The following is a 22,425-nucleotide window of genomic DNA, read 5'->3' as shown; positions in this document are numbered from 1 at the left end:
CACCGAAGTGGGGATTACTCCGGGTTGCGCAGATACGGCTCGACCGTGCCCTTGAGCTTCATGGTCATCGGCTGGCCGCGGCGGTCGAGGGCCTTGCCGGCGATCACCCGCACCCAGCCTTCGCTGACGCAGTATTCCTCGACATTGGTGCGGTCCACGCCGTTGAAAATGATGCCGATGCCGCGTTCCAGCAGTTCGGCGTCGTAGTGCGGGCTGCGCGGATCGTTGGAAAGACGGTCGGGGAGCGTGTCGGTCATGGCGCTGCAACGGGTGGCAAAGTGGTCGATAGCATACGCAATCGACCGGCGTGGGCCTAGCCGAGGCGCTGCCATGCCTTGTTTTCGCCGCGCTGCAGCGGGTCTGGAAGCGATTCATCCGCGCCGACGAAACCCAGCGACACCGAATTCAGGCAGTGCCGTTCACCGGTCGGCGGTGGGCCGTCGGGAAACACGTGCCCCAGATGGCTGCTGCAGCGCTTGCAGACGATCTCCACCCGCACCATGCCATGGCTGACGTCGCGGATGCGGCCGATGTGCGCTTCGTCGTACGGCGCGAAGAAACTCGGCCAGCCGGTGCCGGAATCGAATTTCGCGCTGGAACGGAACAGCGGCAGCGCGCAGAAGCGGCAGACGTAGACGCCGTCGCGCTTGTTGTCGAGGAACACGCCGCAGAACGGCGCTTCGGTGCCGTGCGACAACAGCACGCGGCGCTCTTCCGGCGACAGCGCGACGGCGAGCGACTGGCGCTGCGCATCGCTGGGCGGGGACAGATCGAAAATGGGCATGGGATTCTCCAGGGGCACAGGATCAAGAGGCGTCGAAAGCGTCATCGGTTGCGTCGGGACATCGTCCGCATCGATCGCGAATCCGCTCCACTGCCGTTTCGCATTCGCGATGATCGCACGCATGCGTTCGCGATCCTGCAGGCGCGAGACCGCGATCGCGCCGAGTCGCAGCGCCAGCTCGCGCAGCGCGGCGTCGATGTCGTAATGCGCGCCACTGCGCTTGTCCTGGAACGCACGACGCGGGAGACCCAGGCGCACGGCGAAGGCATGCAGTTCGTCGAGGTCGTCGGCCAGCAGGTGCGCCCAGCGCTTTCCTCGCCATTGGAACACTGCGTTGTCGACGTAAACAGCCATTTCCGCAGTGAATCACGTCCGCGCATCCCGCGCAAAAGCACGCTCGATGCCCTTCGATACGGCTTTGAATCGGGCGCCGCAGGCCCCATGATGACGCGATGACTTCCCCACCCGTCACCGCTGCGGATCCGCAGCCGCAGGACCCTGTCCCGGTCGCGCTTCCGGCGCATGCGCGCAGCGAAACACAGATCCTGCGCGAAATCCTGCCCTACCTGCGCCCGTTCGTCGGACGCATCCTGCTGGCGCTGGCGCTGGTGGTCGCGGGCAAGGTCGCGGGCCTCGCCGTGCCGACGGTGCTGAAAAAACTGGTCGATGCGCTCGACGTCAAAACGGATCCCGCCTTGCTGGTGCTGCCGGTCGGCCTGCTGCTGGCGTACGGCGCGGCGCGGGTCGGCATGACGTTCTTCGCCGAAGTCCGCCAGATCGTGTTCGCGCGGGTGATGGCGCGAGTGTCGCGGCGGGTGACGCTGCAGGTGTTCCGCCATCTGCACGCGCTGTCGCTGCGTTTCCATCTCGCCCGCCGCACCGGCGGCGTCGCCCGCGACATCGAGCGCGGCGGCTCGGCGATCGCCGATCTGCTCGACTGGATGATCTACACCATCCTGCCGACGCTGTTCGAGATCGCGCTGGTCACCGGCGTCCTGGTGTGGATGTACGACTGGGGCTTCGCGGCGATCACCCTGGTCACGCTCGCGGCGTACATGGTCTTCACGTTCATGGTCACCGAATGGCGCACGCGCTACTACCGCGCTGCGGTCGAGGCCGACACCCGCGCCAACGAGCGCGCGGTCGATTCGCTGCTGAACTACGAAACGGTCAAGTACTTCGGCAACGAGGAACACGAAGCGCGCCGCTACGACATCAGCCTGCAGGAGCGCGAGGAAGCGCAGGTGATGAGCCGCAAGACGCTCGGTCTCCTGAATCTCGGCCAGGTCACCATCGTCTCGCTCGGCGTCACCGCGATGATGTGGCGCGCTGCCGCCGGCGTGGTCGAAGGCACGATGACCATCGGCGGACTGGTATTCGTCAACGCGGTGTTGCTGCAGCTGTCGGCGCCACTGAACCTGCTCGGCATGATGTACCGCGAGGTGAAACAGGCGTTCACCAACCTCGAACGCCTGTTCGGACTGCTCGACGAAAGCATGGACGTGCGCGACCGCGACGACGCGGTGCCGCTGCGCGCGGACCGGCCGAAGGTCGTGTTCGAGCATGTGCGCTTCGGCTACGACCCTCGTCGCGAGATCCTGCGCGATGTCGGCTTCGAAGTGCCGCGCGGCGGCACCGTCGCCGTGGTGGGCCATTCGGGCTCCGGGAAGTCCACGCTCGCGCGGCTGCTCTATCGTTTCTACGACATCGATGCCGGCCGCATCGCGATCGAGGATGTCGACGGCGTGCTGCGCGACATCCGCGATTACACCCAGGATTCCCTGCGCAAGGCGATCGCGATCGTGCCGCAGGATACGGTGCTGTTCAACGACACCATCTACTACAACATCCTGTACGGGCGCCCGGACGCGACCCGCGAGGAAGTCGAGGGCGCGGCGCGCGCGGCGCATATCCACGATCTCATCGTCGGCCTGCCCGACGGCTACAACACCGAAGTCGGCGAGCGCGGCCTGAAACTGTCGGGCGGCGAGAAACAGCGCGTCGCCATCGCCCGCGCACTGCTGAAGAATCCCGCGATCCTGATCTTCGACGAAGCGACCTCGGCGCTCGATTCGAAATCCGAGCAGGCGATCCAGTCGGAACTCGATCGCATCGCCCAGGGCCGCACGACCTTCGTGATCGCCCACCGTCTGTCGACGATCATGAACGCGGACGAGATCCTGGTGATGGACAAGGGCGAGATCATCGAGCGCGGCCATCACGCCGCGCTGTTGTCGCAGGATGGTTATTACGCCCAGCTCTGGCGGATGCAGCAGCAGGAACGCAGCGAAGAGCCGACAGGCGAAGACTGAAACGAAGCAGACGCCGCGCGCGAACACGGCGTCTGCGATGGTTGCGCCATGGATGCGGCCGTTTATTTCGGCATCAGCACTTTGTCGATGACGTGGATGACGCCGTTGCTCTGGTAGACATTCGCGATCGTGACCTTGGCGCGGTTGCCCTTGCTGTCGGTCACGGTGACGTCATTGCCCATCGTCCTGAAGGTCAGCGTCCCGCCCTGCACGGTGGCGTAGGTGGCGCTGCCTTTGCCGGCCTTGATCTTCGCGGCGATCGCGTCGCCGTCGATGCGTCCCGGCACCACGTGATAGGTGAGGACGCTGGCCAGGGTGCTCTTGTTCGCGGGCTTCAGCAGCGTTTCGACGGTACCGCCCGGCAATGCGTCGAACGCGGCATTGGTCGGCGCGAACACGGTGAACGGACCTTTGCCCTTCAGCGTTTCGACCAGGCCGGCGGCCTTCACGGCGGCGACCAGAGTGGTGTGGTCCTTCGAGTTCACGGCGTTGTCGATGATGTCCCTGGTGGGCAGCATCGCGGCGCCGCCGACCATCGGGTTGTCGTGCATGCCGGCATGGTGTTCCGCAAGGGCGACGCCTGCGAACGCGATCGAGGTGGCCAGTGCGGCCGAGAGCAGTTTGATGTTCATCTTGGATGATCTCCGTGGGGGTGGTGGAGTGACCGGCCTCCCGCGCCGGGGAGGGTTGGCGTTGCGCGGAAGACCGGTACGCGGAGAGTTACGCGACGTTGCAGCGTATGGATGCAGTGCCGATGAATAAAAATCGAAATTTTGTCGCGGGGCGGCGTATACGGGAATGTGTGCTGGATGGATGCAGTTGCTCGAAAAAAACTTGGACTGCTTCATTGTGCGGATAAAGCCTGGCATCTTTTTCGCGCTGGTGCGCGAGTTACTTTCTTTGGCGCACTGCGCCGCTAGCGGCGCGAACGGCGAAGCCGGCCCGAAGGGCGAGCGCCGTAGGCGCGAGTCAAGAAAGTAACCAAAGAAACATTCAAGTCCAATTCCAAACTGCAATCTGGGGCGAAGCCGGGATTTTCCGATGAGACATCCTTGTCTCATCGGAAAACGATGCACATCCTGTGCATCGCCCTCCGGGTCTACGATCTTGGTCCGACTGCACGGTGGTTTGGATGTCGATGGGACGAAGAAGTCTCCGGGCACTCACCAGGTAGGAAGAGCACAGATCAAAACGACGGGACGATTGATCGCAGGCCAACAGATGGCCATCGTCCCAACGATTTTGCAGGCGCATTGCGCTATCCCATGACTGGAGACCCGGAGGGCGATGCACAGGATGTGCATCGTTTTTCGATGAGGCAGGACGCCTCATCGAAAAATCCCGGCTTCGCCTCAGATTGCAGTTTGGAATTGGACTTGAAGTGTTTTCTTTGGTGACTTTCTTTTCAAAAAGAAAGTCACTCGCGCACCAGCGCGAAAAAGGCGCCAGGCTTTACCCTTGTGTCAACACTCATCAATATCCGAAGTATCGACTACGAAAATTCCACAATCACTTCAGCAGCGGCACCAGCGCCGACCAGACGTGATCGCGCAGCTTCGGCTGCGCACTGGCCACCGGATGCAGACGATCCGCCTGGAACGCGCGATCGTCCGTCGCGATCGGCTGCAGCAGGAACGGCAGGAACGCCGTCCTGTGCTGTTGCGACAGTTCCAGGAACAGTTGCTCGAACTGTTTCGTGTAATCCGGACCGTAGTTCGGCGGCAGCCGCATTCCGATCAACAGCACCTTCGCGTTCGCGGTTTTCGCGGCGACGATCATCTTCGCGAGGTTGGCGCGGGTCTGCGCGAGCGGCAGACCGCGCAGACCGTCGTTGGCGCCGAGTTCGATCACCACGACCGAAGGCTTGTGGCGTTTCAGTTCACCCGCGATGCGCGCGGCGCCGCCGGCGGTGGTTTCGCCGCTGATGCTCGCGTTGACCACGCGCCAGCCGGGTTTCTCCTTCGCGATCTTCTCCGCAGTCAGCGCGACCCAGCCCTGCGCGGCGGACAGTCCGTAGGCGGCGGACAATGAATCGCCCATCACCAGCACGGCGCGCTGCGCTGCGGGCGTTGCGGCGGACGTCGCGACGGGCTTTTTCGCGGGTTGCGCGAAGGCGTGCGCGCCTGCGAAGACGCAGAGCAGCGCGAGGGTCGCGAGCAATGCGCGCCACTGCCGCCGATACGGGCGACGATCAACCATAACGCGCCTTCAACATCGCATAGCAACTGCGCAGCGCCTGCGCTTCGCCGCCGGCGGGACGGCCGGCGCGGTCGTTGTCGTTCCAGCTGTAGACATCCAGATGCGCCCACGGTTGTTCGGTGGGCACGAAGCGGTCGAGATACAGCGCGGCGGTGATGCAGCCGGCCATCGGCGACGAACTGCCGTTGGCGAGATCCGCGATGTCGCTTTTCAGATAGCGCAGGTATGGACGATGCAGCGGCATCCGCCACAGCGGATCGAAGTGACGCGCGCCGGCGGCGAGCCAATCGTTCGCCAGCGCCTCGTCGTTGCTGAACAGCGCCGGCAGATCGGGGCCCAGCGCGACGCGTGCGGCGCCGGTGAGCGTGGCGAAATCGAGGATCAGCTGCGGCGATTGCTCGGCGGCATAGGCCAGCGCATCGCACAGCACGAGGCGGCCTTCGGCGTCGGTGTTGTCGATCTCGACGCTGATGCCCTTGCGCGTGGCGATGACTTCGCCGGGCCGGTACGCATTCGGGCCGACCGCATTCTCCACCGCCGGCACCAGCAGGGTGATCCGCACCGGCAGTTTGCGCGCCATGATCAGTTCGGCCAGCGCGATCGCGTGCGCGGCGCCGCCCATGTCCTTCTTCATGTTGCGCATGCCGGCGGCGGCCTTGAGGTCGAGGCCGCCGGTGTCGAAGCACACGCCCTTGCCGACGATGACGAGATGCGGGCGCGCCTTGCCCTCATCGGTATTGCCGCCCCAGTGCAGCACGATCAGGCGCGGCGCGCGATGCGATGCGCGGCCGACCGCGTGGATCGCCGGGAAATTATGGGTGAGCAGATCGTCGCCGGCCAGCACATCGAGATCGGCGCCGTGCGTCGTCGCGATCCCGCGCGCGACCGCTTCGAGTTCGTCCGGGCCCATGTGCTCGGTGGGCGTGTTGATCAGATCGCGGGTGCGGAAGCAGGCCGCGATCTGCGCGGCGACATCGTCGTCGATAGCCATCGCCAGCCGCGCCGGCGCGCGCGCTGCATCGCGATAGCGGGTGAAGCGATAGCTGCCGAGGCCCCAGCCCAACTGCAGCGCGGCGGTCGCGTCGGCATCGAGCGCATCGGCGATCCGCCAGTCGCCGGTCGGCAGTGCGTACGGGGCGTGCGCGTAGGAAAACGGATCGTTGGCGTCGGCAACGCCCAGTACCGCGCCGGCCAGCCCTTCGCTGCCGGGCAGCAGCGCGACGGTGCCGGCAGCGGCGGTGAAGCCCTGCGCTTTCAGCCAGGCCTGCAGCGGCGCCGATTGCCGTGCGGACCACGCGGCGAAACCGCCCGCGGTCACCGCATGCAGCGGCAGGGCGTGGTCGGCAGTGGCGATGAAGCCGGGCAATGCGGTCATGGGTGCGTTCCTGGAGAGCGTGTTCCTGAAGGAGGAATCGTGCCGGGCGATGCGGGCGTCGCGCCCCGCATCCGGTCGAGATGATCGGCCAGCGCGGCCAGATCGGGCACGATCAGATCCGGCCGGATGTCGTCGTGCGGCCAATGCGGATGATGCGCGTCGTCGCGATGCACCCACGCGGTGCGCAGTCCTGCGCGCGCGGCGCCCAGCACATCCATCTCGATGTGGTCGCCGACATGCAGCACCTCTTCCGGCGCACAGCCGAGGCGTTCGCAGGCGGCGAGGAAGATGCCGGGATCGGGTTTGGCCGCGCCGTGTTCGCGTGCGCCCAGTTGGAATGCGAAATGATGGTCCAGGCCGATCGCGACCAGATCGGCATTGCCGTTGCTCAGCGCCGCGACCGGCAGCTTCGCGCTGATCCGCGCCAGCGCATCCAGCGCATCGGGATAGCACTCCACGCGATTGCGTTCGGCGTAGAACACGTCGTAGGCCGCATCGGTCAGCGCCGGGTCGCTTCCGCTTTCGATCAACGCGCGCTCCAGCGTCAGCCTGCGCAGCGCGCTCATGTCGTGGAGCAGATGCGGGTGCGCATCGAACACCTGTTCGCGCAGCGCGCGCATCGCGGGAATCGGAAAGCGTTCGGCGGTGCGCGGGCTGTGGATCCGCAGCCAATCGTCGAGCACCCGTTCGATCCGCGCGCCGATCGGTGCGAACGGCCAGACGGTGTCGTCAAGGTCGAGGGTGATGGCGCGGATGTTGAAATGCATGGGTGATTCTAAACGGTTGCCCCTCCGGAGCTTCGGCCACCCTCTTCCCGCGCTGCGGGGAGAGGGCAGAGCGAGTGCCGCGCACCGGGGGTCACTGCATCCGCAGATCGCCGCGCTGGCCGTTGCGCCACAGCCGCAGCACCAGCGCGTCCGGACGCTCGTCGAATCCGGCGCGGAAGCCGCTGAGGTCGGCGAATTTGCCGATGCTGCCGGCCTGGATCACATCGCCCTTGCGCAGGCCGTTGCGGGCGGCACGGCTGCCGTTGGCCACCGCGTCCACCAGTACCCCGGACGCCCCCTGGCGGCGCAGGGATTCGGGCAGCTCGGCGAAGCTGGCGCCGGCGAGGCGCGGGTCGAGGCTGGCGCCGTCGATCTCGCGCGGCTGCTCGCGCAGGGTCGCCGCGATCCGCAGCGGCTTGCCTTCGCGATGCACGTCCAGCGACACCTTCGCGTTCACCGGCTGCAGGCCCTGGAAATTCCGCAGCGATGCGCTGTCGTCCACGCGCTGGCCGTTGGCGGCCACGATCACGTCGCCGATCTTCAGTCCCGCCGACGCCGCCGCCGAGCCCGGATAGACCCGGGTCACCACCGCGCCGCGGGCTTCGTCCAGCCCCAGCCCCTGCGCGATCCGCGCGTCCACGTCCTGGGTGTCGATGCCCAGCGCGCCGCGGCGCACCGCGCCGCCGTCCAACAGCTGCGCCATCACGTTGCGGGCCAGGTCGATCGGAATCGCGAAACCCAGGCCGATATTGCCGGCCATGCTGCCCTGCGGGTTGAAGCTGGCGGTGTTCACGCCGACCAGTTCGCCGCGCAGATTGACCAGCGCGCCGCCGGAGTTGCCCGGGTTGATCGATGCGTCGGTCTGGATGAAATTCTGGAATCCCAGGCCGGGCAGGCCGGTGCGATCCACCGCCGAGACGATGCCCGAGGTGACGGTCTGGCCGACGCCGAACGGGTTGCCCACCGCGACCACGAAATCGCCGACCTGCAGATGGCCGCTGGACGCCAGCGCGATCGCGGTCAGTTTCTGCGCCGGGATCTTCATCAGCGCGACATCGGTATCGGGGTCGGAGCCGACGAACTCGGCCTTCAGGGTCCGCCCGTCGCTGAGCGTGATCGAGACATCGTCCGCGCCTTCGATCACATGGTGGTTGGTGAGGATCAGACCGCGCTCGGCGTCCACGATCACCCCGGACCCCAACGATTCGGCGATGCGCTCCTCCGGAATGCCGAACATCCGCCGGAACACCGGGTCGTCGCCGAACGGCGTGTTCACCCGCACCCGCTGCTTGGTATGCACGCTCACCACGGCGGGCGTGACCTTCTTCAGCATCGGCGCCAGCGAAGGCATGGGCTGGCCGTCGATGGCGCTGGGCAGTGCCGCCACCGTCGGCAGCGCGGCCGGGATGGCAGCGGCGGCCATCGCCGGGGTCTGCAGGGTTTCGCGGACCCAGGTGGCGGCGAAGCCCCCGAACGCGGCGGCGGCGGTCAGGGCGAGCAGGAGCGAGGTCTTCTTGGTGCGGGCGCGGTCGGTGGTCATCGTCTTCGGACAGGTCGTGACGCGGATGGGAAGTCGGGTGGCGGCCGGGTGGAAAGCCGGTGGCGGCATCCGCTGAACATCGCGGCAGAGGCCCGGGGAATCAAGCCCCGCGAACGCATCCAGAGGTCCCGTGCCGCCTTGGGGAGTCTCGGTGGGGGGCCCTAAACCGCAGATGAAACCTGCCGTCCGGCCGGCGCCCGGGAGGCGGTCGGATCCGGGTTCCGTCGCCAGACGGAGAATGTGATTTCCCTCCCGTCAAGCCGTTGACTTGGGCCGAACAGGGGCGTAGCTTGGCACCCCGCGTCGCCACTATATCTTGGGGTAAGCGCGGAAATAGGCCCAACCAATGGTGTTTCACGGGAAATCTTGTTCCACGGAAGATCCCTGGGCCGCAGGCTTCGACAAAGGCTTCGACAAACCGGCTTCGTATCGAAAGAAGACAGTACGTTAGGCGAATACATCTGGATCGTCAGGGAGTGTCTGCGCGGCGGTTGGATCCGGAACCGCATCACAGAATTCACCGAGGCGTGGCGCGGAGCTCCGCCATCGGCAACAAGAACAACAGGCTGCGGCAGCACCGCGCCTACACAACGACGAGGATGGGAGTGGATGAGCACAGTGCGTCTTGAAGCGGTCGCGAAAGCGAGCGCTGCCGCCGAAATACCGATGCAGCCGGCGTCCTGGGATATCTGGGACAAGAAATACCGGCTCAAGACCAAGCAGGGCGAGGACGTCGATACCGATATCGACGCCACCTACCAGCGCGTGGCGCATGCGTTGGCGGACGCCGAACCGAATACCGAAAAGCAGAAGTACTGGTACGAACGCTTCCTGTGGGCGCTGCGCCGCGGGGCGATTCCCGCCGGCCGCATCACCTCCAATGCCGGTGCGCTGGAACACAAGCCGGCCACCTCGACGATCAACTGCACCGTGTCGGGCACCATCACCGACTCGATGGACGGCATCCTCGAAAAAGTCCACGAAGCCGGCCTCACCCTGAAAGCGGGCTGCGGCATCGGCTACGAATTCAGCACCCTGCGTCCGCGCGGCGCGTTCGTCGCCGGCGCCGGCGCCTACACGTCGGGCCCGATGTCCTTCATGGATATCTACGACAAGATGTGCTTCACCGTGTCCTCGGCCGGCGGTCGTCGCGGCGCGCAGATGGGCACCTTCGATGTCGCCCACCCGGACGTGAAGGACTTCATCCGCGCCAAGCGCGAAGACGGGCGCCTGCGCCAGTTCAACCTGTCGCTGCTGATCACCGACGGTTTCATGCAGGCGGTCGAGATCGACGCCGACTGGCCGCTGGTGTTCCCGATCAACGCCAAGGAAGTCGGCGACATCGACGTGAACAGCGCCGAGCAGGTGGTCTGGCGCGAATGGCCCACCCACGACACCTACATCAGCCGCGACGACGGCCTGGTCGCCTGCAAGATCTACGGCCACATCCGTGCCCGTCATCTGTGGGACATGATCATGGTCTCCACCTACGACTTCGCCGAGCCGGGTTTCATCCTGATCGACAAGGTCAACGAGATGAACAACAACTGGTGGTGCGAGAGCATCCGCGCCACCAATCCCTGCGGCGAGCAGCCGTTGCCGCCGTACGGCGCCTGCCTGCTGGGCTCGGTCAACCTCACCAACTTCGTGCGCAACGCCTTCACCGACCAGGCCACGTTCGACTGGGAGGAATACAAGGAAGTCGTGCGCGTGTTCACCCGCATGCTCGACAACGTGGTCGAAGTGAACGGGCTGCCATTGCAGAAACAGCGCGACGAAATCCTGCGCAAGCGCCGCCACGGCATGGGCTTCCTCGGCCTGGGCAGCACCATGACCATGCTCGGCATGAAATACGGCAGCACGCCGTCGCTGGAATTCACCGACCGCATCGCCCGCGACATGGCCGTCGCCGGCTGGGAAGTCGCCCTGCAGCTGGCCCAGGAAAAGGGCCCGGCGCCGATCATGGAAGAGCGCTTCGCCGTCACCGCCGAAATGCTGCGCAAGCGTCCGGAAATGGTGAAGGACGGCTGGAAGCTCGGCCAGGAGATCCCCGGCAAGGTGCTGCACGCCAGATACAGCCGCTACATGCAGCGCATCGCCGACGTGGCGCCGGAGCTGGTGGACGAACTGGCCGAAGTCGGCGCCCGCTTCACCCACCACAGCTCGATCGCGCCCACCGGCACCATCTCGCTGTCGCTGGCCAACAACGCCTCCAACGGCATCGAGCCCTCGTTCGCGCACCACTACAGCCGCAACATCATCCGCGAAGGCAAGAAATCGAAGGAAAAGGTCGACGTTTTCAGCTTCGAGCTGCTGGCCTACCGCACGCTGGTCAATCCCCAGGCGATGCCCTACAGCGAAGACCCGACGGCGAAACTGCCCGACTACTTCATCTCCGCCGATGACGTCAGCCCCAAGGAACACGTCGACGTACAGGCCGCCGCCCAGCGCTGGGTCGACAGCTCCATCTCCAAGACCGCGAACGTCCCCACCGATTACCCCTACGAGGACTTCAAGGACATCTACCGCTACGCCTACCAGCAGGGCCTCAAGGGCTGCACCACCTTCCGCTTCAACCCCGCCGCCTTCCAGGGCGTGCTGGTGAAGGAGTCCGACCTCGAAAGCACGCTCTACCGCTTCGAGCTGGAAGACGGCAGCTTCATCGAGGTCAAGGGCAACGAAGAGATCGAATACGACGGCGAAATGCACACCGCCGCCAACCTGTTCGATGCACTGAAAGAAGGCTACTACGGCAAATTCTGACCGCTGCGTTCGTCCCCCTCCCCTGCGAAGCGGGGGAGGGTTGGGGTGGGGGCAACGCCCCCGTCGAACGCGCAGAAAATCCCGCGTCGCCAACTTCACCGCACCACCACGGATCGCGCTACATTCCGCACACGGGCGAAGACCCGTAACCCCAAGATGTCACCCCAGAGCATCCCCTGACGAGGAACCACCATGAGCAATGGCAATGTGATCACGGAAGCGATTTCCGACGCCGCCGAAGCAGTGGCCGACAAGGCAAAGGAAGTGGGCGACGCGGTCGCCAACACCAAAGCGGGCAAAGCGGTCGGTAGCGCGGTGAAGAAAGCCAGGAAAACCGCCGGCAAGGCCCGCAAGGCCGCCGGCAAAGCGGTCGACGACGCCAAGGCCAAAGCCGCCTCCGCCGTGAAGACGGTGAAGGCCAAGGTCGCCGGCGCCAAGAAGGCCGCGAAGAAGACCGCCAAGAAAGCCGCCAAGAAGGTCGCCGCCAAGAAAGCCGCAACCAGGACAGCGGTGAAGAAGGTCGCGAAGAAGGCCACGGCCAAGAAAGCCGCCGTCAAGAAAACCGTGAAGAAAGCCGCCAGGAAAGCCGTCGCCAAAAAAGCGCCCGCCAAGAAAGCGGTGAAGAAAGCCGCGAAAAAGGCCGCGCCGAAAAAGGCCGCCAAGAAAGCGGTGAAGAAGAAGTAATCCACTTCCTCCCTCCCTTTCGCAACGCGAAGGGGAGGGTCGGGGAGGGGTAGGCAAGACCAGGACACACCCCACACCAACACCGCATCGGAACACGTACCAATGGCCGTCAAGATCGACAAGAAAATCAAGGGTTACGCCGTCGTCAAACCGGAAGACAAGGCCGCCGTCCCCGGCGCTGCGGTCGCGCGCGAAACCGTCGAGGCCGAAATCGCCCTGCCCGTCGCCGACGTCATCCAGATGCACGAGCGCATCGAGCGCCCCGAAGTGCTGATCGGCAGCACCTACAAGATCAAATCCCCGCTGGTCGAACACGCCATGTACGTGACGATCAACGACATCGTGCTCAACGCCGGCAACGAGCACGAACAGCGCCGCCCCTTCGAGATCTTCATCAACTCCAAGTCGATGGAACACTTCCAGTGGATCGTCGCGCTCACCCGGATCATGTCCGCCGTGTTCCGCAAGGGCGGCGACGTCACCTTCCTGGTCGAGGAAATGAAAGCCGTGTTCGACCCCAAGGGCGGCTACTTCAAGGCCGGCGGCGTGTACATGCCCTCGCTGGTCGCCGAACTGGGCATGATCGTCGAAGACCACCTCAAGACGATTGGTTTGATGCACGACCCGGATATGAGCGATGCGCAGCGCGCGCTGATCGCCGAAAAGCGCCGCGCGTACGAAGAGAACCGCTCAAAAAAAAAGCCTGACGTGAGCGGAGCGGCCCCCGCCGCGCATCACGAAGACATCGAAGTCACCGGCGAAGGCGTGAGTTTTCCGCCTTCGGCGACGATGTGCCACAAGTGCAGCACGAAAGCCATCGTGATCATGGATGGGTGTGCTACTTGTTTGAATTGTGGGTATTCGAAGTGTGGGTGAGGGGGGGGTAAAATGGATTCCTTGATGGATGAGCTATGGAATTTATTATGGGATGAGGTTGAAGGTCCGGAGGATTATCCAAATGCTAGACCACTATTAGCTCATTACACTTCCGCGGTGACTGCAGAGGCTATTCTTCGGGGGAAAGAGCTTTGGCTCTCGCATCCAATATTAATGAATGATGTTGAAGAGCTGCAGTGGGGCATCCGTGAGGCAATAAAAATTCTCTCCACCCACAAAGGAGTTGAGACTGCCTGCGGAAGTTATGATCGATTTGATAGGTTTATTAATTTATTTCAAGAGCATGTTGATCTTTATGATCACGGCCATGCAAGGTCCTTGTTTGCGGCCTGTTTCTCAATGCATGAGGAGGGAGATGGTGATGGCATTCTCTCCATGTGGAGAGCTTATGGATCTAATGGGGAAGGGGTGGCTATAGTATTTGATACTGCAAAAATCACCCCGCAAGACGATTCGCCTTTCATTCTTGGCCCGGTAAAATATTGTCTTCCGGGAGAAAGAGAGGCTTTGATAAGAAAGGAAATCGAAAAGATTGCTGATTTTTTCTTAAGGAAGCTGAGTGAAATTGGTGATAAGAAAATGGGATTGTCCGCATCTTATTTGTTAGAAAAAATCAAATTCATATCTCTGACTACAAAGCATTGCGGCTTTAAGGAGGAGAATGAGTGGAGATTGATATATTTCTCAGAAAGAGATAGTGAAAATTTATTTGAAAATTACGTTGATTACGCTGCTGGCGTGACAGGTTTTCAGCCCAAACTAAAAATCCCTCTTGATGGAAGGGTTTCATGGATTCCAAATCTTTCTGATTTGATTGCTGAAATAATTCTCGGCCCGTCTCATGGGTCTGTGCTTGCTATTAATGCATTCGAAAGAATGCTTGATAAAAGTGATCTTGGGTCAGTTAAGAGCAGAGTTCGCCGATCTACAATTCCGTTTCGTTCACGTGGCTTCTGAAGCAAAAAAAGCAAGTAGCAAGTAGGGTGGAGTAAGCGCAGCGCAACTCCACCATTGCGTGACCACAGACACCACGCACGCAAAGCGGAGCGGATGGTTTCGCGCACTGGGAAAATGCTTTTGTCTTGTTGCGATGGTGGAGTTGCGCTGCGCTTACTCCACCCTACAGATCGAATTGTTCGTTCGTTTTCATGCGGACACTGCGCGACCACAGACACCAAGCACGCAAAGCGGAGCGGATGGTTTCGCGCATGGGGAAGATGCGTTTGTCTTGATGCGATGGTGGAGTTGCGCTGCGCTTACTCCACCCTACGAATCGAATCGCTCGTGCGTTTCCATGCGGACGTTGCGCGGGTGCGCCGTTTCGAGATGCGGGGCGTAGCGGGTTCGGCGAAGTAACCAGTAGGGTGGAGTAAGCGCAGCGCAACTCCACCATTGCGTGACCGCAGACACCACGCGCACAAAGCGGAGCGGATGGTTTCGCGCATGGGGAAGATGCGTTTGTCTTGATGCGATGGTGGAGTTGCGCTGCGCTTACTCCACCCTACGAATCGAATCGCTCGCGCGTTTCCATGCGGACGTTGCGCGGGTGCGCCGTTTCGAAATGCGGGGCGTAGCGAGCTCGACGAAGTAACCAGTAGGGTGGAGTAAGCGCAGCGCAACTCCACCATTGCGCGACCACAAGCACCACGCACGCAAAGCGGAGCGGATGGTTTCGCGCATGGGGAAGTTGCGTTTGTCTTGATGCGATGGTGGAGTTGCGCTGCGCTTACTCCACCCTACGAATCGAATCGCTCGTGCGTTTCCATGCGGATGTTGCGAAGATGCGCCGTTTCGAGATGCGAGGCATAGCGGGTTCGGTGAAACAGCAAGTAGGGTGGAGTAAGCGCAGCGCAACTCCACCATTGCGCGACCACAAGCACCACGCACACAAAGCGGAGCGGATGGTTTCGCGCATGGGGAAGATGCGTTTGTCTCGTTACGATGGTGGAGTTGCGCTGCGCTTACTCCACCCTACTTGGACGGGCGTGTGGGTTGTCGGGGTCGGGAAATTCCGACGGTGCGGTGCGAGGTTGCCGGATGGCGATGGGCGGGTGCGACGGGCACGCTTGGGCGATGTCGAGTTATCGTCGCATGTGGGTGCCTGGCGGCACGTATTTTTTCACGGTCAATCTTGCCGACCGATCGTCGTCTTTGCTGATCGAGCGGATTGATGCGTTGCGCGCGAGCGTGGGGGATGTGATGCGGACCCGGCCATTCGCGAGCATTGCCTGGGTGGTCTTGCCGAATCACATGCACGCCCTCTGGGTGCTTCCAGATGGCGATGCGGACTACGCCACACGCTGGATGCGCATCAAGCAGGGTTTCTGTGAGCGCGTGCCGCAGAGCGAGCGTATCCCGGAATCGAGGCGGAGACGTAACGAACGCGGCATCTGGCAACGCCGCTACTGGGAGCATCTGATCCGCGGCGAACGGGATCTGCGCAACCACATCGACTACATCCACTTCAATCCCGTGAAACACCGCTACGTTTCGCGGGTGGGCGACTGGCCGCATTCGTCGTTCCATCGATTCGTTCGGGAAGGCGTTCTGCCTGCCGACTGGAGTGGGGAATCGACCGGTCATGTGATGACCCGCGAGGCGGGTTGAAGCCCGCCCTACGGATCGAATCGCTCGTGCGTCTCCATCCGGACGTTGCGAAGATGCGCCGTTGCAAGGTGCGAGGTGTAGCGGGGTTCGGCGAAATAGCCGATGAGGATGGAGCGACGGCGTGCACCGGTCGGATTGAGGCTGCCGGCATGCAGCAGATCGGCATCGAACACCAGGATGTCGCCGGCGCTGCCTGCGAGCTGCACGCACCGGGATTCGTCGTTGAGGTCGAACGCCGGCTCGCCGGGCGCGGGGCGATGACTGCCGGGGACGAGACGCGTGGCGCCGTTCCCGGGGCCGTAGTCGTCGAAGAAGGCCAGGGCGTTGACGGTATCGCCGGGCCGCTGCGCCGACAGGTCGCGGTGCAGGCCCTGACGGCCGCCTCCGGCCAAGGGCTCGCGGCCTTCGACCTGGGCAAGGAAGAACCGTTCGCCGATCAACGCACCGACCACCGCCAGCAATCGCGGCAGTCGGCAGACGGCCTGTACGTCCGCATCGAGATCGAGCATTGCATGACGCCAGTCCGCGCCGCGGGGAACGGGCCATTGCGCCGATGGTTTCACGCCCGCATCGAAGGCATCGCGAAGCGCGCCCAGCCATTCTGCCGGGATCGCTTGACGGAGCAGGGCATAGCCATCGCGATGGAGCAGGTCGCGGTCGATCATGGTGTCGTCGATGCCGTTCGGAGCCGGGCGATATTGTGATCGGTTCCATGCGGGAAAATACAGCGATCGCGAAAAGAGGATTCCCCGGCACTTCGTGCCGCTGGAGAGGATGCGGGCGCATGCACGTGCGCCCGCCGCAGTGCTCAGAATCCACTCAGGCACATGCCTCGTGCGCCGTCGACGACCTCGAAGCTCTGTCCGTTCCATCGGATCAGGCTGACGTCGAGCATGCCGTAGCTGTCGCATGTCGCAGTGAACTGCGTGCCGCCCCATTGCGTGTTGCCGGCGCCGTCCGCCCAGAACAGGATATCGTCGGGAAGCGGCGTATACGTCGTGGTGCACTGATAGTTGTCCATGGGGATGTAAGCGCATTGGAGGGCCATCGCGGGCGCTGCGAAGGCGCCCGCGCTCAGCAGCAATGCGGCGCCGAGCGTGCGGCGCGTGATGCGACGATTGACGGTTTTCATGTGTGCTCTCTCTCTCTCTGGTTGATGGTGGGTGCGATCACGCACGCACGACCACTCGTGGACACGGCGCTTGCGAACAGAACGTCCGTTCCGATCGATGTTGCGTGCGTGCGTACGAGACCGCGATCGAAGCGTATGTGCTCGCAGATGCACGGCGAATGTGCGCAACGACAGCGTGACTTGTGGCGCGGCGCTTCTGTTCGCGGCGACAGCACGCCGCGTGATCTTCATGTCCATTGTCGTGACGATGGAGCGACGACGAACAGTGACGACGATGTCATCGGTCGTGCGTGCGTGGTTTGGCGCCGGGCGCACGCGCCTGATGCTTGGATGCGATGCGAATCGGAATGGAAGCGTGCGATGCATGGCGTTGCCATCGGTGTTCGATCGACGATCGCGATGCGCGCCATCGATATGCCGGAGATCCTGTTTCTGTTTCATCCTGCTTGCCTGTCATCCTGTCTCCGTTGGCGATGGACAAGGCGGGCGATCGCGCATGACGATTTCGACGGATGCGCCAGACAACGCTGTCACGACTTCGTAATGGAAAACGATGCTGTGTCCGCAAACCGATGTTGCGCTGCGACAAACAGATCGCCGTGTTGACCCTGCCGGGGGGACACGATAGGGTTAGCCCCGCCAAGCTCGGGGGCGGGACCGTCAGGTCCGGATGGCAATGAAAAATGGGGTCGCGATCGTCTGGAGCGCCCCAGGTTCTCCCGGGACACACAATCTCATACAAGGAAGCAGGTCATGACCAACCGATTCGGCAAGAATATCCGTGCGCTGTTACCCACTCTCGTCCTGCTGGCCATCGGCTCGCCGGCGATGGCCAGCACGTTGAACCAGAACGTGTCCTGGACCATCGACCGCGCGGGCACGACCGCGAAGTACCGTGTCGTCGCGTACGGCGACTCGATCTACGCCGGTTACAACGGCTCCATTTCCAACGCCGCCAAATATTCGGCGCCCACGGTCGACGCGGAATACCTGGCGGCGCTGTGGAACTCGGATATCGAAAGCGTGCGTCGCGCCAAGTCGGGTGCGATCGCTTCCGATGTCTACAACAACAAGATCGTCGCCGAACGCTCGTACATGCAGGCCACTTCGACCCGCGTGGTGACTTTCGAAATGTGCGGCAACGACGGCCTGCAGGCGCGCACCAGCTTCAAGGGCCAGACCGGCACCTGCAATTACAGCGTGCTGACGACGGCGGTGAACAACTGCAAGACCTATGTCTCGTCCGCGATGAACTACATCAACGCCAACGCCTATTCCGGCGTCAAGCTGAAGGTCGTCGGCAATCTGTACTACCCCGGCTACAACGCCGACAACGTACTGAGCTCGTGCAACGATCCGGTCACCGGCGCCAAGGTCAATCTGCGCGAGAAGTTCCTCCCGGCGATCGCGCAGATGAACTACTGGATGTGCGAATACGCCCGCCAGAAGGGCTTCCAGTGCGCGGACAACTTCGCGCAATACATGGGCGCCGATTACGACAGCAACGGCGACGGCCAGATCGACTCCGATGCACTGCGCTATGTGCTGGGCGAAAGCGAGGCGAGCTACCTGACCCGCATCACCTCGACGCTCCGCCCGACGCTGCGCGACGCCAACACCCACTTCGTGTCGTCGGCGAGCAGCTACGACTACATCCAGTCGGACGACGTCCATCCGACCTACACCGGCGGCACCGTGTCCGCGGGTCTGTGGGGCGGCACCACCGGCACGGGCGCAGCCCGCTACACGTCCTTCGCGGGCGGCAAGAGCCCGATCTGGAACCAGTACGGTCACGAGCGCATGGGTTGGGGTCTGTCGGTCTACAGCCCGCCGAGCCCGTTCTGATCGCAAGGCAGTAGGGTGCGTCTCGATGGACCATCCCGAAAAGAAGCATGCTTCGAAGCAGCACCCCTCGCCGTCCGACCAGGACGGCGAGGGCGTGCGCATCACCGAGCACGGCGCCCGCAGCGCGCGTTCCGTGCTGCTGTACAAGACGCTTGCCGTGGTACTGGCAGCCGGCGGCATCGGTTATCTGATGATGGACGGCCAGGCCCCATCGGATTCCGGGCAGACCGTGATCGATGAACGCGCTTCCGATCGCCCCGGCATCGCTGCGATGCAGCCCACGTCGTCCGGAACAACCGCCGTGCCGCGCGATATGACCCCGCCACCGGCCGTACCGGGCGGCGACCTGTCCTCGGTGGACATGTCCTCCATGGATCTGGCGGATGTCATCCCGCCGGGGATGGAACCGACGGCAGCGGAAGTCATCGATGAATTGCACAAGGCCGGCATCCATTCGGGCATCGGCGCGTTCAATCCGCCCGGCACCAGTCCGCCGCTGATCGGGCTTGCGGTACCGGAAGATTTCGAACTGCCGGAAGGCTATGTCCGCCATTACCAGGCGACCGACGACGGCCAGCGCATCGAACCGATCCTGATGTACTCGCCCGACTTCGAATTCTTCGACAGCGCCGGCCGGCCGATCGACATTCCGGCCGATCGCGTCGTGCCTCCGGGTATGGCGCCACCCGGGCTCACGTCCCACAGGATCACGGTTCCGCCGCCGTTGCCATCAGGGAAACCTTCGATCTGAACACGACCGGGCGTTTCCACTCCGGCTGGCGCGCGTTGGCCGGAATCGTCACCACTGCGGTTCTGCTCGGCCTGTATTCGCGGGGCGGCAACGCCTATCTGCTCGGCTTCGTCGGCCTGGTGCCGTGGCTGCTGACGCTGGACGCGACCCGCACCGCAGCCGGCGCCGCGCGCAGCGGGCTGGCGATGAGCATCGCCTTCGTCGCGGCGGTCTTCGCATGGTTCGGGTTTGCGGTCGCCGGCTATCTCGGCATCTCTGAAGCGACCGGCTTCCTCATATTGTTGGCGACTGCGCCGCTGCTGCAGCCGCAGCTGCTGGCCTTCGCGCTGGTGCGTCATATCGCGGGCCGCCACCACGGCCCGGTCGTGCGTGCGTTGGCGGGCGCGGCGGCCTGGGTGGCGACGGAGTGGCTGGTTCCCAGACTGTTCGACGACACCCTGGGCCACGGGCTGCATCCGTCGTACGCGCTGCGGCAGCTCGCCGATCTCGGCGGTGCGCCCGGCATCACGGTCCTGCTGATCCTGATCAACGAGTGCATCGCGGCGGCCATCGCGCGTCGCGGCGAGGGTGCGCGCGCGCTGCTCCGCCCGTTGGTGGTCGTCGCCACCGTACTGGTGTTGATGATCGGCTACGGCACAGCGCGCCTGTCGATGCCGACCGTCGCGTCCGGCGCCGCCGACCCGCTGCTGCGCGTCGGCATGGTGCAGTCCAATATCGTCGACTACGAGCGCCTGCGTCGGGAAATGGGCGCCTACGAAGTGGTCCGCCATGTGCTCGACACGCATTACGCGATGTCGCGCGAGGCGATCGAGCGGCATCGCGTGGATGCCCTGCTGTGGTCGGAAACCGTGTACCCGACCACCTATGGCCATCCGAAGAGCGAGGGCGGCGCCGAGCTCGATCGCGAGATCCAGGCGTTCGTGTCGTCGGCCGGTGTGCCGCTGGTGTTCGGCACCTACGACCTCGACGAGGTCGGCGAGTACAACGCTGCCGCGTTCCTGGAACCCGCGCGGACCGCGCCGCTGGGGTTCTATCGCAAGACCGACCTGTTCCCGCTGACCGAGTACGTGCCGCAGTGGCTCGATGGGCCCACCACCCGACGTTGGTTGCCGTGGACCGGCTCGTGGCAACCGGGGGACGGTGCGCGCGTGTTCCCGCTGCGCCTGTCCGGCGGACGCGAGATTCCGGTGCTGCCGATGATCTGCCTGGACGACACCGACGCCGGTCTGGCGATCGACGGCGCGCGATTGGGCGCGCTCGCGATCGTGGGCATGTCGAACGACTCCTGGTTCACCGCGTATCCGGTCGGCGCCAACCTGCATCTGCGGGTGGCGGCATTCCGCAGTATCGAAACCCGCCTGCCGCAACTGCGCGTGACCAGCAACGGGACGAGTGCGGTGATCGATGCGACCGGCACGATCGTCGCCGCCACCGCGATGGGCGAACAGAAACTGCTGATCGGCGAAGTGTCGGTAAGACAGCCGCCCGCGACACTGATGGTCGCCTGGGGCGACTGGGTCGGACGCACGGCGTTCGTGCTGCTCCTGCTGCAGGCGATGTTCTGGGTCGGCAAAGCGTTGAAGCGCAGGAAACACAGCGTGTCGTCGTCGCCCACTGCGCCCACCGCGCATGCTGCTCTTCGGGCCGGGGTCATCGTGATGGGGCCCGTGTGGCGCATCGCTGCGGGACTGCTTCGCGTGTTCGCCTTCGGCAGCCTTTTCTGGATGGGCGCGGCGCTGTTGTTCCAGAGCGAACAGATGAATCCGTTGGCGCAGATGCGGATGTTCGCCGCGCTGTTTCTGGCGCCGCTGGCGGCTGCGTGGTGCATCGGGCGCGCTTTCGCCGCGACCGCGCGCATCGAGGGCGACGCGCTGGTGCTGGAACAACGCGAGCGACGCACCGAGATTCCACTGAAGCACATCGTGGCGCTTGAACCGTGGGCGCTTCCGCTGCCGTCGACAGGCGTGTGGCTGCGGATGGCGTCGGGCCGGCGCTGGTTCCGGGGTCTTGGGCTGGACGACCCGGCAGCGCTGGTCGATGCGTTGATCCACGCGGGTGCGCCTGCTTCCGTTGCCGAGGCGTCGACCGGCCGCGCGTTGGCGTACGCACGCACGCGTCTGGCCGTCACCCGCCACCGCCTGCTCGATCACCCGCTGGTGAAGTTCGTGCTGTTTCCGCTGGTTCCGGCATTGCCGGCGTTCCGGCTGCACCAGCACATCGCGTTCGGCGGCACCTTCGGCGAATACCACACCTACGGCCTGCAGGCGTATCTCACCGCGCTCGGCATCTGGTGGGTGTCCTGGGCGATCGGTCTGGTGATCTTCGCGGCGTTGCTGCGGGTCATCATCGAAGCGGGAACCTGGCTGTCGCTGGTGTTGCGCCGCGAATCCGCAGTGGATACCAGGAGAGGGCTCGAATCCCTTGGTCGGATTTTGTTCTACGTGGGCGTGCCGGCCTGGCTGGTGATTCGATTCTGGCCGTGATCGGCCCGTCGGATGCCTATGGATTGAACGCCGCCGGCGAACCGCATGGCTTCGCGACGGCGGCGATGCGCTTGAGCACCTATCGCAAGATCCATCCGGGCGCGTGGGAGGAAGCGATCTTCTACGACCATCCCAGCGGCTACGATCGCGTGCGACGTTCGATGGAGTGGCTGAAAGAGCATCCGGAAGCGGGTCGCCGGGCACCGTGATCCGCGGGCGTCCGGATGCGCGCCGTCCGGATGCGCTCCGATCCGCCGTTGAAGTTTGAACTGCCGGGGAAATGACC

Annotated in this window: 19 protein-coding genes and 1 pseudogene; 10 read left to right on the top strand and 10 right to left on the bottom strand. The window is 63.9% G+C overall.

What is annotated here, in order from left to right:
• Positions 1 to 14 precede the first annotated feature (14 nt).
• From HOP03_05125 to HOP03_05115, 3 genes and pseudogenes are all read right to left on the bottom strand, one after another.
• Complete coding sequence (locus HOP03_05125; protein ID NOT87545.1) at positions 15 to 257, bottom strand: DUF3297 family protein; 243 nt, start codon at positions 255 to 257, stop codon at positions 15 to 17.
• Between the two features lie 56 nt (positions 258 to 313).
• Positions 314 to 784 (bottom strand): peptide-methionine (R)-S-oxide reductase MsrB, encoded by a 471-nt coding sequence (gene msrB / locus HOP03_05120; GenBank protein NOT87544.1) that lies wholly within the window; start codon positions 782 to 784, stop codon positions 314 to 316.
• A gap of 90 nt (positions 785 to 874) precedes the next feature.
• Positions 875 to 1,138 (bottom strand): annotated as a pseudogene (locus HOP03_05115) (DUF4031 domain-containing protein).
• 98 nt (positions 1,139 to 1,236) lie between these two features.
• Here HOP03_05115 and HOP03_05110 point away from each other — a divergent pair.
• Positions 1,237 to 3,096, top strand: coding sequence for an ABC transporter ATP-binding protein/permease (locus HOP03_05110; protein ID NOT87543.1), 1,860 nt, complete (start codon positions 1,237 to 1,239; stop codon positions 3,094 to 3,096).
• Between the two features lie 62 nt (positions 3,097 to 3,158).
• Here the strand turns inward: HOP03_05110 and HOP03_05105 are convergent, their stop codons facing one another.
• From HOP03_05105 to HOP03_05085, 5 genes are all read right to left on the bottom strand, one after another.
• A complete protein-coding gene (locus HOP03_05105) occupies positions 3,159 to 3,728 on the bottom strand; it encodes a fasciclin domain-containing protein (GenBank protein NOT87542.1) in 570 nt (189 codons plus the stop codon).
• Between the two features lie 877 nt (positions 3,729 to 4,605).
• Complete coding sequence (locus tag HOP03_05100; GenBank protein ID NOT87541.1) at positions 4,606 to 5,295, bottom strand: arylesterase; 690 nt, start codon at positions 5,293 to 5,295, stop codon at positions 4,606 to 4,608.
• Positions 5,288 to 6,670 carry a leucyl aminopeptidase family protein gene (locus HOP03_05095; protein ID NOT87540.1) on the bottom strand — a complete coding sequence of 461 codons (1,383 nt, stop codon included), beginning with the start codon at positions 6,668 to 6,670 and terminating at the stop codon, positions 5,288 to 5,290. Before HOP03_05095 ends, HOP03_05100 begins: the two co-directional genes overlap by 8 nt.
• Entirely contained in the window at positions 6,667 to 7,437 is a 771-nt protein-coding gene (locus tag HOP03_05090) for an HAD family hydrolase (protein ID NOT87539.1), read from the bottom strand. Before HOP03_05090 ends, HOP03_05095 begins: the two co-directional genes overlap by 4 nt.
• A 91-nt stretch (positions 7,438 to 7,528) precedes the next feature.
• On the bottom strand, positions 7,529 to 8,977 hold the full coding sequence (locus tag HOP03_05085) for a Do family serine endopeptidase (GenBank protein ID NOT87538.1): 1,449 nt from the start codon (positions 8,975 to 8,977) through the stop codon (positions 7,529 to 7,531).
• Positions 8,978 to 9,586: 609 nt separating this feature from the next.
• Here HOP03_05085 and HOP03_05080 point away from each other — a divergent pair.
• From HOP03_05080 to HOP03_05060, 5 genes are all read left to right on the top strand, one after another.
• The gene (locus tag HOP03_05080) at positions 9,587 to 11,740 is read left to right on the top strand and encodes an adenosylcobalamin-dependent ribonucleoside-diphosphate reductase (protein ID NOT87537.1); all 2,154 of its coding nucleotides are present in this window, start codon (positions 9,587 to 9,589) and stop codon (positions 11,738 to 11,740) included.
• A 192-nt stretch (positions 11,741 to 11,932) separates the two neighbouring features.
• A complete protein-coding gene (locus HOP03_05075; GenBank protein ID NOT87536.1) occupies positions 11,933 to 12,424 on the top strand; it encodes a hypothetical protein in 492 nt (163 codons plus the stop codon).
• Between the two features lie 102 nt (positions 12,425 to 12,526).
• Positions 12,527 to 13,300: an NrdJb gene (locus HOP03_05070; protein ID NOT87535.1), complete on the top strand. Its 774-nt coding sequence runs from the start codon at positions 12,527 to 12,529 to the stop codon at positions 13,298 to 13,300.
• A 24-nt stretch (positions 13,301 to 13,324) separates the two neighbouring features.
• On the top strand, positions 13,325 to 14,278 hold the full coding sequence (locus HOP03_05065) for a DUF2971 domain-containing protein (protein ID NOT87534.1): 954 nt from the start codon (positions 13,325 to 13,327) through the stop codon (positions 14,276 to 14,278).
• 1,116 nt (positions 14,279 to 15,394) lie between these two features.
• Positions 15,395 to 15,928 carry a transposase gene (locus HOP03_05060; protein ID NOT87533.1) on the top strand — a complete coding sequence of 178 codons (534 nt, stop codon included), beginning with the start codon at positions 15,395 to 15,397 and terminating at the stop codon, positions 15,926 to 15,928.
• Positions 15,929 to 15,936: 8 nt separating this feature from the next.
• Here the strand turns inward: HOP03_05060 and HOP03_05055 are convergent, their stop codons facing one another.
• Positions 15,937 to 16,593, bottom strand: a complete 657-nt coding sequence (locus HOP03_05055; GenBank protein ID NOT87532.1) for a phytanoyl-CoA dioxygenase — start codon at positions 16,591 to 16,593, stop codon at positions 15,937 to 15,939.
• A gap of 143 nt (positions 16,594 to 16,736) precedes the next feature.
• Entirely contained in the window at positions 16,737 to 17,501 is a 765-nt protein-coding gene (locus tag HOP03_05050; GenBank protein NOT87531.1) for a hypothetical protein, read from the bottom strand.
• 312 nt (positions 17,502 to 17,813) lie between these two features.
• Between HOP03_05050 and HOP03_05045 the strand changes: the two genes are divergently transcribed.
• From HOP03_05045 to HOP03_05030, 4 genes are all read left to right on the top strand, one after another.
• Complete coding sequence (locus HOP03_05045; protein NOT87530.1) at positions 17,814 to 18,905, top strand: SGNH/GDSL hydrolase family protein; 1,092 nt, start codon at positions 17,814 to 17,816, stop codon at positions 18,903 to 18,905.
• A 133-nt stretch (positions 18,906 to 19,038) separates the two neighbouring features.
• Entirely contained in the window at positions 19,039 to 19,656 is a 618-nt protein-coding gene (locus HOP03_05040) for a hypothetical protein (GenBank protein ID NOT87529.1), read from the top strand.
• Positions 19,653 to 22,139 (top strand): apolipoprotein N-acyltransferase, encoded by a 2,487-nt coding sequence (lnt, locus tag HOP03_05035; GenBank protein NOT87528.1) that lies wholly within the window; start codon positions 19,653 to 19,655, stop codon positions 22,137 to 22,139. The genes HOP03_05040 and lnt overlap by 4 nt, the downstream gene beginning before the upstream one ends.
• Complete coding sequence (locus tag HOP03_05030) at positions 22,136 to 22,348, top strand: hypothetical protein (GenBank protein NOT87527.1); 213 nt, start codon at positions 22,136 to 22,138, stop codon at positions 22,346 to 22,348. Before lnt ends, HOP03_05030 begins: the two co-directional genes overlap by 4 nt.
• Positions 22,349 to 22,425: the final 77 nt, after the last annotated feature.

Origin of the sequence: Lysobacter sp., assembly GCA_013141175.1 — a bacterium.
Taxonomy (GTDB): domain Bacteria; phylum Pseudomonadota; class Gammaproteobacteria; order Xanthomonadales; family Xanthomonadaceae; genus Lysobacter_I.
This window is presented reverse-complemented; position numbering and strand designations above follow the sequence as displayed.

Bases quoted from the DNA above. Each gene is read 5' to 3' on its own strand.
- HOP03_05125 (NOT87545.1), bottom strand. From the start codon at position 257: ATGACCGACACGCTCCCCGACCGTCTTTCCAACGATCCGCGCAGCCCG.
- msrB (NOT87544.1), bottom strand. From the start codon at position 784: ATGCCCATTTTCGATCTGTCCCCGCCCAGCGATGCGCAGCGCCAGTCG.
- HOP03_05110 (NOT87543.1), top strand. From the start codon at position 1,237: ATGACTTCCCCACCCGTCACCGCTGCGGATCCGCAGCCGCAGGACCCT.
- HOP03_05105 (NOT87542.1), bottom strand. From the start codon at position 3,728: ATGAACATCAAACTGCTCTCGGCCGCACTGGCCACCTCGATCGCGTTC.
- HOP03_05100 (NOT87541.1), bottom strand. From the start codon at position 5,295: ATGGTTGATCGTCGCCCGTATCGGCGGCAGTGGCGCGCATTGCTCGCG.
- HOP03_05095 (NOT87540.1), bottom strand. From the start codon at position 6,670: ATGACCGCATTGCCCGGCTTCATCGCCACTGCCGACCACGCCCTGCCG.
- HOP03_05090 (NOT87539.1), bottom strand. From the start codon at position 7,437: ATGCATTTCAACATCCGCGCCATCACCCTCGACCTTGACGACACCGTC.
- HOP03_05085 (NOT87538.1), bottom strand. From the start codon at position 8,977: ATGACCACCGACCGCGCCCGCACCAAGAAGACCTCGCTCCTGCTCGCC.
- HOP03_05080 (NOT87537.1), top strand. From the start codon at position 9,587: ATGAGCACAGTGCGTCTTGAAGCGGTCGCGAAAGCGAGCGCTGCCGCC.
- HOP03_05075 (NOT87536.1), top strand. From the start codon at position 11,933: ATGAGCAATGGCAATGTGATCACGGAAGCGATTTCCGACGCCGCCGAA.
- HOP03_05070 (NOT87535.1), top strand. From the start codon at position 12,527: ATGGCCGTCAAGATCGACAAGAAAATCAAGGGTTACGCCGTCGTCAAA.
- HOP03_05065 (NOT87534.1), top strand. From the start codon at position 13,325: ATGGATGAGCTATGGAATTTATTATGGGATGAGGTTGAAGGTCCGGAG.
- HOP03_05060 (NOT87533.1), top strand. From the start codon at position 15,395: ATGTCGAGTTATCGTCGCATGTGGGTGCCTGGCGGCACGTATTTTTTC.
- HOP03_05055 (NOT87532.1), bottom strand. From the start codon at position 16,593: ATGATCGACCGCGACCTGCTCCATCGCGATGGCTATGCCCTGCTCCGT.
- HOP03_05050 (NOT87531.1), bottom strand. From the start codon at position 17,501: ATGAAACAGAAACAGGATCTCCGGCATATCGATGGCGCGCATCGCGAT.
- HOP03_05045 (NOT87530.1), top strand. From the start codon at position 17,814: ATGACCAACCGATTCGGCAAGAATATCCGTGCGCTGTTACCCACTCTC.